General features: G+C 44.8%; 14 protein-coding genes. 6 read left to right on the plus strand and 8 right to left on the minus strand.

Features of this window, described 5'->3' with window-relative positions; translation table 11 throughout:
• A partial coding sequence (locus FC99_RS00685; RefSeq protein WP_191982035.1) for a MucBP domain-containing protein occupies nt 1-1,675 on the minus strand: 1,675 nt, incomplete at its 3' end.
• Nucleotides 1,676-1,865: 190 nt separating this feature from the next.
• A complete protein-coding gene (locus FC99_RS13535; protein ID WP_156166916.1) occupies nt 1,866-2,003 on the minus strand; it encodes a GNAT family N-acetyltransferase in 138 nt (45 codons plus the stop codon).
• 337 nt (nt 2,004-2,340) lie between these two features.
• Between FC99_RS13535 and gndA the strand changes: the two genes are divergently transcribed.
• The 4 genes from gndA (at nt 2,341) to FC99_RS00705 (ending at nt 5,829) form a co-directional block, all read left to right on the plus strand.
• Nucleotides 2,341-3,783, plus strand: a complete 1,443-nt coding sequence (gene gndA, locus FC99_RS00690) for an NADP-dependent phosphogluconate dehydrogenase (protein ID WP_048733858.1) — start codon at nt 2,341-2,343, stop codon at nt 3,781-3,783.
• A gap of 163 nt (nt 3,784-3,946) precedes the next feature.
• Nucleotides 3,947-4,246: an AbrB/MazE/SpoVT family DNA-binding domain-containing protein gene (locus FC99_RS00695; RefSeq protein ID WP_048733856.1), complete on the plus strand. Its 300-nt coding sequence runs from the start codon at nt 3,947-3,949 to the stop codon at nt 4,244-4,246.
• 142 nt (nt 4,247-4,388) lie between these two features.
• Entirely contained in the window at nt 4,389-5,033 is a 645-nt protein-coding gene (locus tag FC99_RS13545) for a helix-turn-helix domain-containing protein (RefSeq protein ID WP_082153213.1), read from the plus strand.
• Between the two features lie 172 nt (nt 5,034-5,205).
• Nucleotides 5,206-5,829: a helix-turn-helix domain-containing protein gene (locus FC99_RS00705; RefSeq protein ID WP_053083546.1), complete on the plus strand. Its 624-nt coding sequence runs from the start codon at nt 5,206-5,208 to the stop codon at nt 5,827-5,829.
• Nucleotides 5,830-5,921: 92 nt separating this feature from the next.
• Here FC99_RS00705 and FC99_RS00710 read toward each other — a convergent pair whose 3' ends face one another.
• From FC99_RS00710 to FC99_RS00725, 4 genes are read right to left on the minus strand one after another with little or no spacing between them, the layout of a single operon-like run.
• The gene (locus tag FC99_RS00710; protein WP_048733854.1) at nt 5,922-7,796 is read right to left on the minus strand and encodes a DUF2264 domain-containing protein; all 1,875 of its coding nucleotides are present in this window, start codon (nt 7,794-7,796) and stop codon (nt 5,922-5,924) included.
• A gap of 17 nt (nt 7,797-7,813) precedes the next feature.
• Nucleotides 7,814-9,226, minus strand: coding sequence for an MFS transporter (locus FC99_RS00715; RefSeq protein WP_048733853.1), 1,413 nt, complete (start codon nt 9,224-9,226; stop codon nt 7,814-7,816).
• A gap of 14 nt (nt 9,227-9,240) precedes the next feature.
• Complete coding sequence (locus tag FC99_RS00720; RefSeq protein ID WP_048733852.1) at nt 9,241-10,422, minus strand: glycoside hydrolase family 88 protein; 1,182 nt, start codon at nt 10,420-10,422, stop codon at nt 9,241-9,243.
• 4 nt (nt 10,423-10,426) lie between these two features.
• Nucleotides 10,427-11,227 (minus strand): hypothetical protein, encoded by an 801-nt coding sequence (locus tag FC99_RS00725; RefSeq protein ID WP_048733851.1) that lies wholly within the window; start codon nt 11,225-11,227, stop codon nt 10,427-10,429.
• Nucleotides 11,228-11,440: 213 nt separating this feature from the next.
• On the opposite strand from FC99_RS00725, the gene FC99_RS00730 reads away from it, so the two are divergent.
• Nucleotides 11,441-12,433 carry a LacI family DNA-binding transcriptional regulator gene (locus tag FC99_RS00730; protein WP_048733849.1) on the plus strand — a complete coding sequence of 331 codons (993 nt, stop codon included), beginning with the start codon at nt 11,441-11,443 and terminating at the stop codon, nt 12,431-12,433.
• 96 nt (nt 12,434-12,529) lie between these two features.
• On the opposite strand, the gene FC99_RS00735 is transcribed toward FC99_RS00730, so the two are convergent.
• Together FC99_RS00735 and FC99_RS00740 are read right to left on the minus strand one after the other, a co-directional pair.
• Nucleotides 12,530-12,793 (minus strand): hypothetical protein, encoded by a 264-nt coding sequence (locus tag FC99_RS00735; protein WP_048733847.1) that lies wholly within the window; start codon nt 12,791-12,793, stop codon nt 12,530-12,532.
• 91 nt (nt 12,794-12,884) lie between these two features.
• Nucleotides 12,885-13,526: an SDR family oxidoreductase gene (locus FC99_RS00740; RefSeq protein ID WP_048733845.1), complete on the minus strand. Its 642-nt coding sequence runs from the start codon at nt 13,524-13,526 to the stop codon at nt 12,885-12,887.
• 207 nt (nt 13,527-13,733) lie between these two features.
• Between FC99_RS00740 and FC99_RS00745 the strand changes: the two genes are divergently transcribed.
• Nucleotides 13,734-14,081 carry a hypothetical protein gene (locus tag FC99_RS00745; protein WP_048733843.1) on the plus strand — a complete coding sequence of 116 codons (348 nt, stop codon included), beginning with the start codon at nt 13,734-13,736 and terminating at the stop codon, nt 14,079-14,081.
• The last annotated feature ends 361 nt before the right edge of the window (nt 14,082-14,442 follow it).

Raw genomic sequence — 14,442 nt, forward strand, 5'->3', positions numbered from 1 at the left:
CGTCCTTATCCTGATAATGAGCCGTAACCGAGCCCGCTATTTGCGTGTAAACGTACGTAACCTCGATTTTATCCTTACTAAATTTTCCAGTGGTATTTTCTGACTGACCTGTCAGCTTGTAGCCCGGAACATCAATTGGTGTGGTTTTATAATCCGCATCAATTAAGCCACCCGATAGCACTTTGTCATCCGCGAGCTTTTTCTCATCTTTATCCTGATAATGAACAATAACGTCCGCCGCAGTGTCAACAAGAATGTAAGGTTGAACGACGTTAAAGTCCGTCCCATAATGTCCCGTTAAATAGTAGTGGTCTGGTAAAGCGATTGCGTTCACGACAGAAATCGGCGAATCAGCAGATCCTGGTTGTTGATCTTGAATAGTGTCAAAGTAAATCCCACCATTCCCATCCGGCTTCGGCCTCCCTCCTGTAAAGTAAAAATGATAGTCCTGTTTATCTTTCTCCGGGCTCGCAAAGACCGGTTCAACAACCGCCTGGCCAACAGTCAACTGAACGACTTCTCCATCAATCGTTATACACTGAACCTGCATATGCCCGGTACGGTCCTTATCGCCGACCAAAAGCGGATCAAGCATGATAAATTGTCCAAGACTGTTCATATCACCTTTGAATCCCTTTAATGGTGAGAAATCTCGAATATGATTATAGGCTAAGTAAAGACTATCTAAATTTTTCAAATTTGCTAGCGGCGAGATATCCTCAATTCGATTGCCTTGTAAATCAAGGGATGTCAGTTTCTGTAAGTTAGTCAACGGTGTTACGTCGACAATGTCTCCAAAAATCGCCCCCGGCTCGATATTGAGACTAGCCCCCATGCTCAGCCACGTTAAATTTGTCGCATACTGTAGTCCTTCCAATGAAAATGGCGTCTTACCATCGATATAGGTATCGTACCCCTTACCATCCTTCACATCGAGCGTGGTCAGGAGCAACAGGTCGTCTTGGGTAATATCAGCCACACTATTCCAGGCCTTATCGGTACCCTCAACGTCTTGTAATGTCAGCAAGACTACCTTCTGCAACGTCTTATTCGGCATCCACTGATCAATGTTAGTCGCCGTCGAATTAGGTGCTACAGCTGGCGCAAACGTTTTTGCGAGCTGTTGCTTAACTAATGGCACCGCCGCTAAGACTGGTTCGGCATGGGCTTTTGTGCCGGTGTCTGGACTCGCTGGCTGGATCTCCGGCATGGTAACCTCAGGAACGTCCGGTGTACTTGGGACCTCTGACGTTACCTTTGGAACTGATGGCGTCTTTGACAATGTGACATCTGCCACATTGTCGGGTGATTTTTGAGCTACAGCATTAACCTCTGAGCTCTCACCACTAGCCTTTTGGTCGGTGACTGGTGCCGGCGCTTCACTTGCTTCAGTTGTGGCATCCGGTTCAGCTACCTCATCAGGCACTCCGACTGGTTCACCCGTTGCTGGCTCCTCTACCGGAACACTTGGTGTGGCCGCGAGCACTACTTCAGCCGCTGATTTTTCCGTCCCCGATCCATCGTCCACCACGGCGGACAATCCCACGTCCGTAGACGCCCCCGTGTCCGCTTGGGCCGTAACGTTACCGATACCCAACACCACGGCACCGCTTACAATTCCTGCAATAATCCAATGCTTACCTTTTTTATACATTTTATAACGCGTCTTCGACATGAGATTCTCCCCTTCAACAGTCAGATCAGAAATAAAATTTTCCCCGTAGAACAGTTACAGGCTTCAGTATAGACAATCTAATTGTACACGTGGTAGTTTGTTCAAAAAACGAACTAAATTTCAGTTTAAATTGACTTTTCAATCCCAATAATCTAATGAATTCTATTAAAAAGAATGTCGCTAAACGTCCTTATAATGCCGCCTTATTCATCAGAATGTGCGGCGTGCTGTTGAACAAGAAGACATCCCCCGCTGCTTCGTAGCCGAATTTTTCGTAAAATTGCTGCTTATCGACCTGGGCCTCAATACTAATGGGTAGCCCCGGCATCACCCAGACCGAGTTAGCCGACCAACTCCACGCCGGCCACTACAGACCACCGCTAAGGGGCACGCCCTCCAGGACTACGAACAGCACATTTTAGCTGTGGGCACCCAGGATCTTTCGGCCGGTGAGCAAGCGCTGCTGGAAGAATTGTTGGCGAAAGTCGCCCTGAACATGAAATCCTACCAACGGGGCCATTAATTAAGCGTTTTGACCACTCGTACGTGAAAAATTTTACCGATTTTCAAAAAAGTGAGACAAATGATTGTTCTTTCACATTGTTCAATGCTACACTAATGAGTGGAACGTCGTTACTAATTTTGAACGTAAAGGAAGGTTACTAATGGCAGATCAAAAAGCAAATATTGGTGTTGTTGGTATGGCTGTTATGGGCAAGAACTTAGCCCTGAACATTGAAAGTCGCGGTTACACGGTAGGTATCTTTAACCGTTCCGCAAGCAAGACTGAACAAGTCATGAAAGACCACAGCGAAAAGAAACTGATTCCTAGTTACAAGATTGAAGACTTCGTAAAATCATTGGAAACGCCACGGCGGATTCTTTTGATGGTTAAGGCTGGTAAGCCAACCGATGCCGTTATTCACGAACTGCTCCCTCTGCTCGACAAGGGTGACGTGCTGATCGATGGTGGGAACACGAACTTCCACGACACGATGGCTCGTAACGCTGAACTCGACAAGTCCGGGATCAACTTTATTGGTATGGGGGTTTCCGGTGGTGAACTGGGTGCCTTACAAGGTCCTTCTTTGATGCCAGGTGGCCAAAAAGAAGCTTACGATCTCGTTGAACCTATCTTGACCAAGATTGCTGCTAAGGCGCCTCAAGACGGCAAGCCATGTGTCACTTACATTGGGCCTAACGGTGCTGGTCACTACGTTAAGATGGTCCACAATGGTATCGAATACGGTGATGAAGAGCTGATCGATGAAAGCTACAACATCATGCGTAACGTTGCCGGGATCTCAGTCGATGATATGGCTGACATCTTTAAAGAATGGAACAAGGGTGAATTGGACAGCTACTTAGTCGAAATCACCGCTGACATTTTGACGCGTAAGGATGACTTAGGCGATGACAAGAACTTGCCAATCGTCGACGCTATCAAGGACCGTGGGAACAACAAAGGAACTGGTAAGTGGAGTTCCGAAGATGCTCTTGACGTTCAAGTCCCTCAATCCGTCATTACGGAAGCCGTTTACGCCCGTTACATTTCTATGTTGAAGGACGAACGGGTCAAGGCTTCTAAGGTATTGCCATCTGCTGAAAAGCAAGGCAAGGCTGAAATTGCTGACAAGGACAAGTTTGTCGAAGAAGTTCGTCAAGCGCTCTTCTTTGGTAAGCTGATGAGTTACGCCCAAGGGTTCGAACAACTTCGCTTTGCTTCCGAAGCTAATGATTGGGACCTGAAGTTTGGTGAATTAGCACAAATCTGGCGTGGCGGTTGCATTATCCGTGCCCAATTCCTGCAAAACATCACCGACGCCTTCGACAAGGATCCTAAGTTGACCAACTTGCTGTTCGATAGCTACTTCAAGGATATCGCTGGCAAGTATCAACAATCCATCCGTGACGTGGTTGCTATGGCCGTTCAAGCCGGCATCCCCGTTCCTAGTTTGTCCGCTGCTATCACTTACTACGATAGCTTCCGTGCAGAAGTTCTGCCTGCTAACTTGTTACAAGCACAACGGGACTACTTCGGTGCCCACACGTACGAACGGAACGACCGCGAAGGAAACTTCCACTACACTTGGTACGAAGAACAATAAATTTAATTTTAAATTGATATTGAAAACTCACGGTCGTTTGGGCCGTGAGTTTTTTTGTTGTCTATTCAATTTAAGCCGTGGCTGTCAATCGTAAGCGAATTCTCGATAATTACGGTAGACACAGTATATACTTTATTTTAACTACATCGGGAGGTATTCAAATATGGTTGTAAAATCTAAACGTCAAGGAAACTCTACCATCTTACCGATTCCTAAATATATTAAGGTCCCTGTAAACACTGAATTTGAGGTTTATCAAGATGACGATGGTAATATTGTCTATACACCAGTAAGCAAACGACCTCACGATTTATGGACAAACTCCCAGTTTGATGATTTCGACTATGATTTAATTCGTCATGAAGAACTTCAGGACTTAGGATACAATCCACGTGAGGTCTCTCCTATTGGAAAAGAAAAAATGATATTTGATGCTGATTTCAATAATAGTACATTAAATTGATATTGAAAACTCACGGTCGTTTGGGCCGTGAGTTTTTTGTCGTCTGAATAGAAACCGCGTCAAATCAACGATGCAAGCAAACTTAGCTGGCCTATTTCAGTAGTGTTTGGTAAGCTTAACCCATATTCAGGGAGGAATTCTTATGACACTCGGGGAAAAATTACAGCAAGCCCGCCACGACCATCAGCTCACACAGAGTGACGTGGCGAAACACGTGACCGTCTCGCGCCAGACCATTTCGAGCTGGGAGACCGGCAAGAGTTATCCGGATATCGACAGTCTGGTCACCCTCAGCACGCTGTATGGGCTATCGCTGGACATACTGATCAAGGAAGACACGGGCATGATGGACTACCTCCGCAAGCCAGAAATTCTCAAACGGTTACGGCCCATTCACCAAGTCATGTTAGTTTTAAACGAACTATTTATCATCGTTCTCTTGTTCTTCATGCCTAATCAAATTGGAGCTTGGATTCTAATTACGGCCTTTTTAGCGAGTGGTTGTGGCTTTCTCTATTTACAAAAATTCGAGGAACAACTCAGTCCGCTCCCCCTTACCGAGCAACGCTGGCGTAATGGCTGGCTACCGAGCGTCTTGAACATTCTGATTTCAACTAGCGCGCTAGTCATGACGCATTGGTGGCCTATCGCTGCTAAAACGGTGACGGCTAATCTGGAGACACTGGTCACAATATCTTGGTTGACGCTGCTTGGACTCTGGCTTGGTCATGCCATTCAGCGGCTCAAAGACCGGGAGAATGCGACGGCTAAGCAAAAAAATTACTAGGTTTATCGAATTCTAGCCCCTCTCTGGCAACCAGTAAGACGAAAAGTTTTTCCATTTCTCGTACAAATAAGATCAGGTATAATCCCCGTCATACCGGCGTTGCAGAGAACCTTTGCTGGACACTTTGCACCGAATACGGCTATACTAGGTCCATCAGTTAGGGGGAATCATTATGGCATTCGGGGAGAGAATCAGACACGCGCGGCAACACCAGAATCTGACACAGGAAACCGTCGCGGCGGAATTACACGTCACACGACAAACAATTTCCAGTTGGGAACGGGGCAAGAGCTATCCGGATATCGACAGTTTAATTCGGTTAAGCGACTACTATCAGCTCTCACTAGACACACTACTCAAGAAGGACCCCGGGCTCACCGAAACACTCCGTAAACCTGTCGTTCTCAAATCAATTCAACCAATCATTAAAAACTTAACCATTGTGGATGTCTTCTTCGTCCTGGGATTGGTTTTCGCCCACCAACTCTTCCTTGTGAAGGATCTGCTCTACTTGATGGGCATGGTCAACGTTTTGGCGCTCAACAAGTTAAATAGTTTTGCGCGAGCGCTGGACGACACTACCCCTTACATGGCGTGGGCAAAACGGCGACCGTGGGTGCTGCTGATTGCTATTGGCAGCGCGCTCGCCGCAATCGGGACAATGGTCATTCACGCGTCGTCGCTTACCAACGACTTTACGTTCTTAGCCCTCGGTGCCAGTATCGCCCTGGTTTACGCCGAGGTCACTTACTCCCGGCAACGGCGCCACGCGGAACAAGCGGGACAATTACCTTAGACCTCACTGCACATACAAAAGGACCGGGATATATTCTCGGTCCTTTCGTTTATCTTATTTTGAATCTTTCTGCCAAGCTTCAAGGTTACATTCTAAGCATTATCCCCCGAAGTCGTTTCCAAGCGGCCGGCCGTTAAATCGTCCAACTTAACGACCAATGTTTTTCCGGCATATTCAATCTGAACGTTCTTTCCTTGAATCTTTACAATAGGTGCAGACTCAATGACATTCTCCGTCTTAACAGCCCCCACGAACTCATCGACAATGAGATTCTTCCCAACATGGACAATGCCACGTAGAGTTGGAATGACACTCCTTGGGAATAATAAGTTTGTATTAGGCTCTGGCGAGAGATTTTCCGTCTGAGTGAACGCTCCACTGATAACCTTGCCGCCAGTTAAACCACGTGGCGAAATTGAATAAGCGCCATCACTGGTTAGAATTTCTCGTAGTTTATCTGTCTTTTCATTACTGAAGCCAGCATCAGCAAATTTCAGTTGTCGTTGACTATGAATGATATGAATTCGAACATGCCATGGATGAACAGGAATGACATAGGTCTCAATCAACACATCCTGCCATGGTTCCCAGCTACTATAAACATAATCCTTTGCAAAGCGGAAAGTCGAAACCCGCTCCCGTGTCCGGTAATGATGATCCCCCACTTCACATAACGCAAGCGTACTATCATAAGCTTCTTCGTTTAGAGCAATCCCATCCTTTGGTGTTGAAAAGCCAAATCGAGTTGAATAAACCAATTTAGAATATTTAGCTTCTCGATGACTTTGGTTGTTTACTAATTGCCCAGCCGTAAATCCTTGAACATTTTGCCCATCTTCATCCCGAGTAACCAGCATTCTGCCCGCTGGTACACTTAATTTTTGCTTCAACTCAGGAACTTCTTCTCGTGATTGCCAGAATGGATGGTCTTCAGGTAAGCTCAAGATCAAGAATGGCTTCAAAGCCCAGTATGGTGAGCCTGGCCCATTATAACCTTCAGTAAAGTTCAAATTATCATAAGCATATCCAAGACTCAGCGTCCCATCCTGCTTAAAAATATCTTGTTGCATCCAGAAACGCAAATTTTGTAAAACCAGGTGCTTGATTTGTCCCCAGGGAAGCGCTTCCACTCCAGCGAAAGCTAATGCTGACCAGAAGGCACTTTGCGCAAACCGGTAAATCAAAGACCGACCATAAGGAATTCCTAAACCGTCTTTATCAAACCAGTATTGAAAGCTTTGAGCAAACTTGGCCGCTCGTTGCCGTAACTTATCAGCACGTTCAGGGTCCCGGTCACCATACAATTTAGCATAAACTAGACCATAGAATTGAATTGCCCAGGAGACATAATAATCCTGTTGATCAACCGAACCATCCGTATACCAGCCCTGATCGACGTAGAAAGAATCGATGGCTGAAAAGTCGTAATTCATCATGTCTTTATCATAATCCATACCTAACAATGACATCGACATGTTAACCAGCACGCGGAAATAATGCCAATTATTGTCTGGTAAGTGATAATAATTTATCTGAATTAGCCAGTCATGTAAGTTCTTCTGTTCAACCTGAGATAGCTGATCCCATAAACGGGGTTTCGTTAAAACCAGTGTCAACGCGATAGAAGCTTCCTCCACCATCAGCTGACTCGTATCATGTAAATCTCCCCAGTAAGCTGATGATGCCGGATCCGTTCCTGCTACTAATCCCATTCGAAATTTATCAAAGAAGTCTAAATTCTGTTCTGAGTCTGATAATAACGGTCCAATTGCCCAAAGTGGTCGTAAGAAAGCTTCAACTTCTTGTTCCGCCTTCGGATAAACCGTTCCTGAACTTCCGAGATTTAAATGTCCCGGATAGTTATCGTCGAAGTAACTTGCTAACGGTGTGACTAAATCCTTAGCTAACTTTTGTAAATCACTTCTAGTTTTTAACGGGTTATTCCGTAACTCCGAAAAATCATTCATAGTAGATTTCCTTTCATTTACTTTTTCTCAGCAGCTGCACGTAATTTAGCCGTCACAGTCAAAACCATTTTCTTATTCAAGGGGTACCAGAAAATAAGAATCGCTGCAACTAATAGATAACCTAACGCCGGAATCCCAGTAGCAATATGATAAACTCCTAAATTTGTAGCCGCGGATTGTGTCGTACCACCAACCACTGCGTGATAGCCCAGTAAGGCCAGTAAGAACCCGGAAAGGCCACCCATGATAGCTTGACCAATTTTACGAGCAAATGAATACAACGCATAAACAGTTCCGTCTTCACGACTACCATCGACGAATTGTTGATAGTCAATGACATCGGTCATGAATGCCCAAATCATGACGTTAAAAGCACCTGAACCTAATGTTGCAAATAACAAGAGAAGTAAGAAGAGCCATTCATTTTCCAATTGTAACAAGTAGAGCAGCCCAAAAATAACTGCAGAGAAGATAAGTGCCCATTGCGAGAATTCTTTCTTCCCATATTTCGTTGAAAAGTACTTAGCGAATGGTGCAATCAAGATTGTACTAATTGTGTTCATCATCGTTGCAATTGACATCCCAATCGAACTATGGAAGTAGCCATTGAACAAGTAGGCATTTAAGCCCCCCGTCATCCCATTGGAGACTAACAAGACAAGCGCTGCGCAAATAATCGACATGAGCGCACGGTTATGTAATAGCGCAATCAACAAATTTCCGACCGGAACCTTTTTCGTCTTCTGAATTTGAATCCGTTCATGCGAATTATGAATGGTAATAGTGTAGCTTGCAAAGGCAACGATTGCAAAGGCAATGGCAACCATAAACATCCGCATACCGGAAACATGACCAGCATGATCATTCATAAAAAGCGGAACAATAAATCCAACTAAAGTTCCAGACAAGGCGCCACCAACACTCCGCCAAGTCGAGAGAGAGTTCCGATGGTCCGGATTTTGTGTAATCGCTGAAGCCATCGTCCCATAGGGAATATTAGTGGCGGAATAAGTAATTCCCCAGAAAATATAAGTAATGTAGATGTAAGCAATCCGAATTCCCATCGGAAAATGAACTGCAAACGGCATAAACGTTAGAATCGTTGATGCAAAGATGAACGGCCGGACAAAACTAATCCACGGAATATAACGACCACGTGCCGTTAACTTTGTATTGTCCACTAACCGACCAATTGTCACGTCAGCAACCGCATCAACTAACCGTGCCACTAAAAACAATGTTCCCGTTACAATTGGCGAAATTCCCAGAGCATCCGTATAGAAGACCATTAGGAAGTTGGTCATCAACATGAATGAGAAGTCATTCCCAAAATCACCAAAGAAGTAACCTAATTTGTCTGACAGTCCGAACGGCTTATCACTAAGTCGCAAGTCAACTTTCTTTTCTAAATCATTTGTCGTTGTTTCCATCGTTCTCTCCTTTCTTAAATCCTCTCAGAATTCTTAGTCTGACCCCAAATCGACAAGCTCGAATCAGTAAGCTTCTGTAGGGCCTCAATTAAAAAGAAATCCGCATAGATAATGGCATAGTTGTGCTGTTCCTCATGATAGGCAGCCGACGAATGGGTCACAATATTGTCACAACTCGTCGTGAAATCACATCGATCATCCAAAAGTTGTCTAAGCAACTGTTCACCGAATTTTTGATACGTCTGTGCCATCTGCGGATTTTCCTGTTGCGCTGCTAGTTCAAGGAAAGCACTTGCCGCAATAGCCGCCGCCGAGGAGTCTTCATACGCGACCGCGTTTGGTTGATCAAAATCAACTGGAACATGCGACCACCCCTTCATTTGTTGCATGAAGTAGTCCGCCACCTTAGACGCCGTTTGCAAGAACTCCGTATGACGCGTTTGTTCATAGCTCATCGTAAATCCGTAGATAGCCCAAGCTTGCCCGCGCGTCCAGGCCGATCCATGTTGTAATCCCTGACCACCAAACGACTTCACGTACTCACCGGTTTCCGGGTTGAACTCACAAATATGCTTAACGGAACCGTCTTCCCGAATAAAATGGTTTTGTACTGTGATTGCATGTGCTTTCGCAATCTGTGCAAACCGTGGATCATGGGTTAAATCCGTTGCCCAATAAAGTAAGCGAATATTCATCATGGAATCAATAATCGTCCAACCCCGTCGGTCATCTACACCCTCATCGTTCCAGGCGCGGATAAACCTCCCAGCAAGGTTAAACCGTCCTGCCAAAATAGTTGCTGCATGAATAACCCGCGTAAAGGCTTGTTTATTCTGCGTTAAGCGATAATCGGCGCCACTACTCAGTAAAAACATAAACCCCACATCATGATGGAGTCCCTCAAAGCTAGTTAGGGTCAGTGCTAATTTGCGTTCTATTTTTTCGGCATAGGTTCGGTACTTTTCTTTTCCCGTCTGCTGATACATCTGCCATAGTATGCCTGGATAAAATCCATTCGTCCACCAGCTCAAGCTATAATATTCCCCTATTTGCTTGCCCAAACTAGAGTGGTCATCATAGTTGCCATCTGAATCAGTCGTGTAAGGAATTCGATCCTGTGTTTTATCAGCAACCCAATCCATTTTCTGTTCAATTTTCTTTAAGGCTACTGCCCAATCTCTTTTATTTTCAACCACGGATTTAACGACCTCCTTTAAGTTCGCGTCCATATGCTTTTAATTCAATTAAGGATGGAAAAGTTGATTGGTCATTGGCCTTAATGAGTTGTCCCAATTTTAACTTACTTGTTAGTGTCACTGGGATATGAAAGATTTGTTCAGTCGCTGCCTTCTCAAAAGCTAACTGATAATTCAATCCTGATCCTAAATTTAGACAACCATTCGTCCAATAACTATCGTGGGGGAAGTCTGTTCGGAGGACAACTCCCACCGATTCCAATTGCACTTTGCGTCCAAAATCAATTGTTAACTCAGCATCCTCTCGGTTATCAATTCCCCATGATTGATAAGGAAAATAACCATGTGCACCGCTGGCAATATACCCATCAATAACATTTCTAGCAGCAAATATCGCTTCATTTCGCGTTTCAACATTAGCCGACGCGTGTGGATAAGCGGTACTTGAATGTTGATCATAGATATTTAAAGCCAGATTTCGCGAGCGCTCTAACTGCCATTTTTCAGCCGGACGAATTGAAATAAACTGTTGAGAACTGGAAAATGCCAGCGGACCATAGACTTCTCGGTCTTCTAAACTCACTGGAATCTTAAAAATCCATTTATCCTGATCAAAATATACTAGTGTCTCTGGCAAAGTCGAATCTAACCGGATATTCCAGAATTCCCCTCTTTTTTGACTGCTACCAAACAAAATTTCTAGTTGATCCCCGATTCGGTAGCGATGATTGAACATAAAAACGCCATTATCATTATCAATCTCTGGCTGTATTTGCTCGTTGCCATTGCGAATTATGACTTGCAATTGAATCACTCTTCTCCAAAACTTTCTAGCTTAAACGTTTAAGTTAAGCTCTATAAAAAAAGTAAAGGATTTTTTAGCATCTAAACTTAAACGTTTAAGTTACCTTTACAAGCACAGTCTATATCGTTTTGTAAGCGTTGTCAATAACTTATTTGAGTTTCTTTGAAGACAACTATGTTAGTATTATATTGATTATCGAAGAAGGGAGCCCTCATGAATAAACAGACTAGCTTAACCGACATTGCACGGGTCGCTAACGTTTCAGTCGCAACCGTGTCCTATGCCCTAAATAATCGTCCCGAAGTCAGTGAGAAAACTCGTCAGCGAATTAAAGAAATTGCAACCCAAATGAATTACCATCCGAACAAAGCGGCACAAGGACTCCGCACCCACCAATCACGACTGATCGGAATGTTAATCAACACTTTTAATAGCATATTTAATGGCGAATTAGTGGATGACATTCGTAAGACTCTTGATCATTATGGCTATTCCCTAGTCGTTATTGGCAACAGTAATGCCGACCTAATTGACTCCCAATTATTCGATGCACTCATTATCTTTAATTACACGACCACTAAAAGTAACCTGACGGCGCTGATTGAGCGGACCAAGATTCCTATCGTCTTAATGGCAAATGAGCTAGATTTCTCCAACGTTGACAACATTGTGATTGATAATCAATCTGCAATCGCCAATTTACTTAAACAATATGAAAAATCTAAACACAAAAAAATCTGCTTTTTCCGAGGATCCCGAAATTCTTATAATTCCGCGAAACGGTTCGAAAGTTGCCAGACTTACTTTAAGAAATATCACCCTGAATATAATATTTCCAAGCATACATTTAATGGTCAGCTCGGAAGTGCGCCAACATATCCGATAGCTAAGAAACTACTGTCTGAAAAGAAGTATAACTTTTTCTTTTGTCTGAACGACATGATGGCTTACGGCGTCTATCGGGCTGCTAGTGAGTTACATCTAAAAGTTGGAATTGATTTTAGTATCACTGGATTCGATAATGCTCCCAAATCTGGAGAAATTTACTTACCAAAACTAACCACCGCTGATTCTCAACTCAATACTTGGAGTCAGGAAGTTGCCAAAAGTTTAGTTTCTCGATTAGAGCACCCCGAAACACCTGCCCAGAAAACAATTTTTGTTCCAACTAAGATTGTCCATGGCGATTCAGTTCTTTACGACTAACTAAATCTTACAGAAACGAAAAGGGCGTCGAAAAATCACAATGATTTTTCGATGCCCTTTTTAGCTAGTCTAAACTAGTACTATTTATAATCCATTTTATTGCCGCGTATGGCCACCAGCGGTCATCCCCACTAAGTTATCCTGTAATGCCATTTGAATCGCGTGGAGGTTCTCCCAGTGCTCAATTTCGGTCGCTAAGCCCGCTTGCCACTCTGCTTTCTCGCGACTATTTTCAATGAACCGGTCCCAATCCATATCGGCTGTGGTCCGGTCGGTCGTTTGCCGCCATTTCGCCCATTCATCGAGGTGTTTCGCCAACTCTAGGGCTTCCGGTGGGGCTAACACTAAGTTCTCAGTCATAATTATGGCCTCCTTAGTAAAAATCGGACGGACAGTCTATTTATCTTGGTATTACTTTACCAAAAAATGTCAGCCGACGCGACTAATATGCTCATAACCGGTCAAGCACCTGATTAATCGGGGTCTCCCCACTCAACAACGGGATGGTCTTGCGACTAGCCTGAGGGGCATGCAAGGCGGCCACCAGAAACGCAGCGAGGTCGGCACGCGGAATACTGCCAACTGCCAGCGGATCACTCTTCACCTTGCCAGTCCCAGCGTGAAAAGACAGCGCCCCGGGCTGAACGATTGTATAGTTCAGCGTCGTTTGATGGACTAACCAGTTATCAGCGTAAAATTTCGCCACATACAATGACTTCAACGGATCGGCCCACCGATTACGGTCCTCAGCAAAGAGCATACTGATCATCAAAAACCGGTCGACACCAGCAATTTCTGCAGCCTGCATGGTCTTAACCGCACCATCAAGGTCGACCAGTAACGTCATGTCATCCTTGGTGCGACCCCCAGACCCGGCCGCAAAGATAACGGCGTCCACGTCGAGCATGACGTTGGCCAACTGCTCTGGCTTAGTGAGGAGGTCCATTTGCCGGACCGTAACGCCCTGGTCCTCCCAATCCTCCCCATCTTCGCTAAACCGTAACCCGGCGATGGGGTCATCCCCTCTGGCTAATAGATCTGCTACTAACAGGCGACCGACCTGACCGTTGGCGCCCACGACTAAAACTCGCATAACCTAACAAACTCCCTTCAACACTCTCATCATTTCATTATACAACGCCATGAGAGCGTTTTAATTCGTTAACTGTTAAAAAAATTGACGCTGTCTGCTTTACCCCACGTCATTTTGTGCCATAATGAAATTGAAGCTAAAAATATATTGCACGGGAATTACTTAACCGCTAGATTGTTGCTTACGACTTTTGAGGAGGTCTGCACTTTGCAGAATCAAGATTTAACCATTAACGACTTAGACGAACACGCACAACAGACGGCTTTAACCGACTTTATCAAATTTTACCTACGGCACTACAAGACCAACGACTTAGAAATTTTGTCCCAATACAAGGTTGACTATGCCATGAACGATATCAATATGTACTTGTATACTAACAAAAACTTTCATCCCGATGAATTAGTCGCCGGCGTCCTAGATCTGAAGCGCGACTTGTTCATCTCCATCCTATCCACCATGGACATCGCGTTCAACGAAAACGGTTCGCTCAAGGACACCACTTGGGAAGGCTGGTACCAACAAGAATACGCTAAGGTCGTCGAAGGTAAGTAACGACTGGCCCGTTAAAAAGACGGTCACCGTCAGCAAGAATGCTGGTGGGACCGCCTTTTTTGATGTTGTTATAGATTAATGTGAACTGGACGTACTACAGATACCACGGAGACGCCTTTAACGCTGGACTAAGCGCGAAGCTGTCGCCATCCCCAAGCTGCCACCCTTAACTTAAATTACTGATAGAAAAACTAACTACTACCATTTAAGCCGAGAGGTCGCCAGATATGGGCTCAGGCGCGTCGTTCTACTTGGTCGGCGTTTCTTGCCGTCCTAGTAGAAGACCAAGCTTGAAGACTCACGCCTTTCGAGGCTTCAAGTTGTGTCCGCACCGTTCCAGCCCATATCTGGCGACCGGTAA

The organism is Levilactobacillus koreensis JCM 16448 (assembly GCF_001435525.1).
GTDB classification, from domain to species: domain Bacteria; phylum Bacillota; class Bacilli; order Lactobacillales; family Lactobacillaceae; genus Levilactobacillus; species Levilactobacillus koreensis.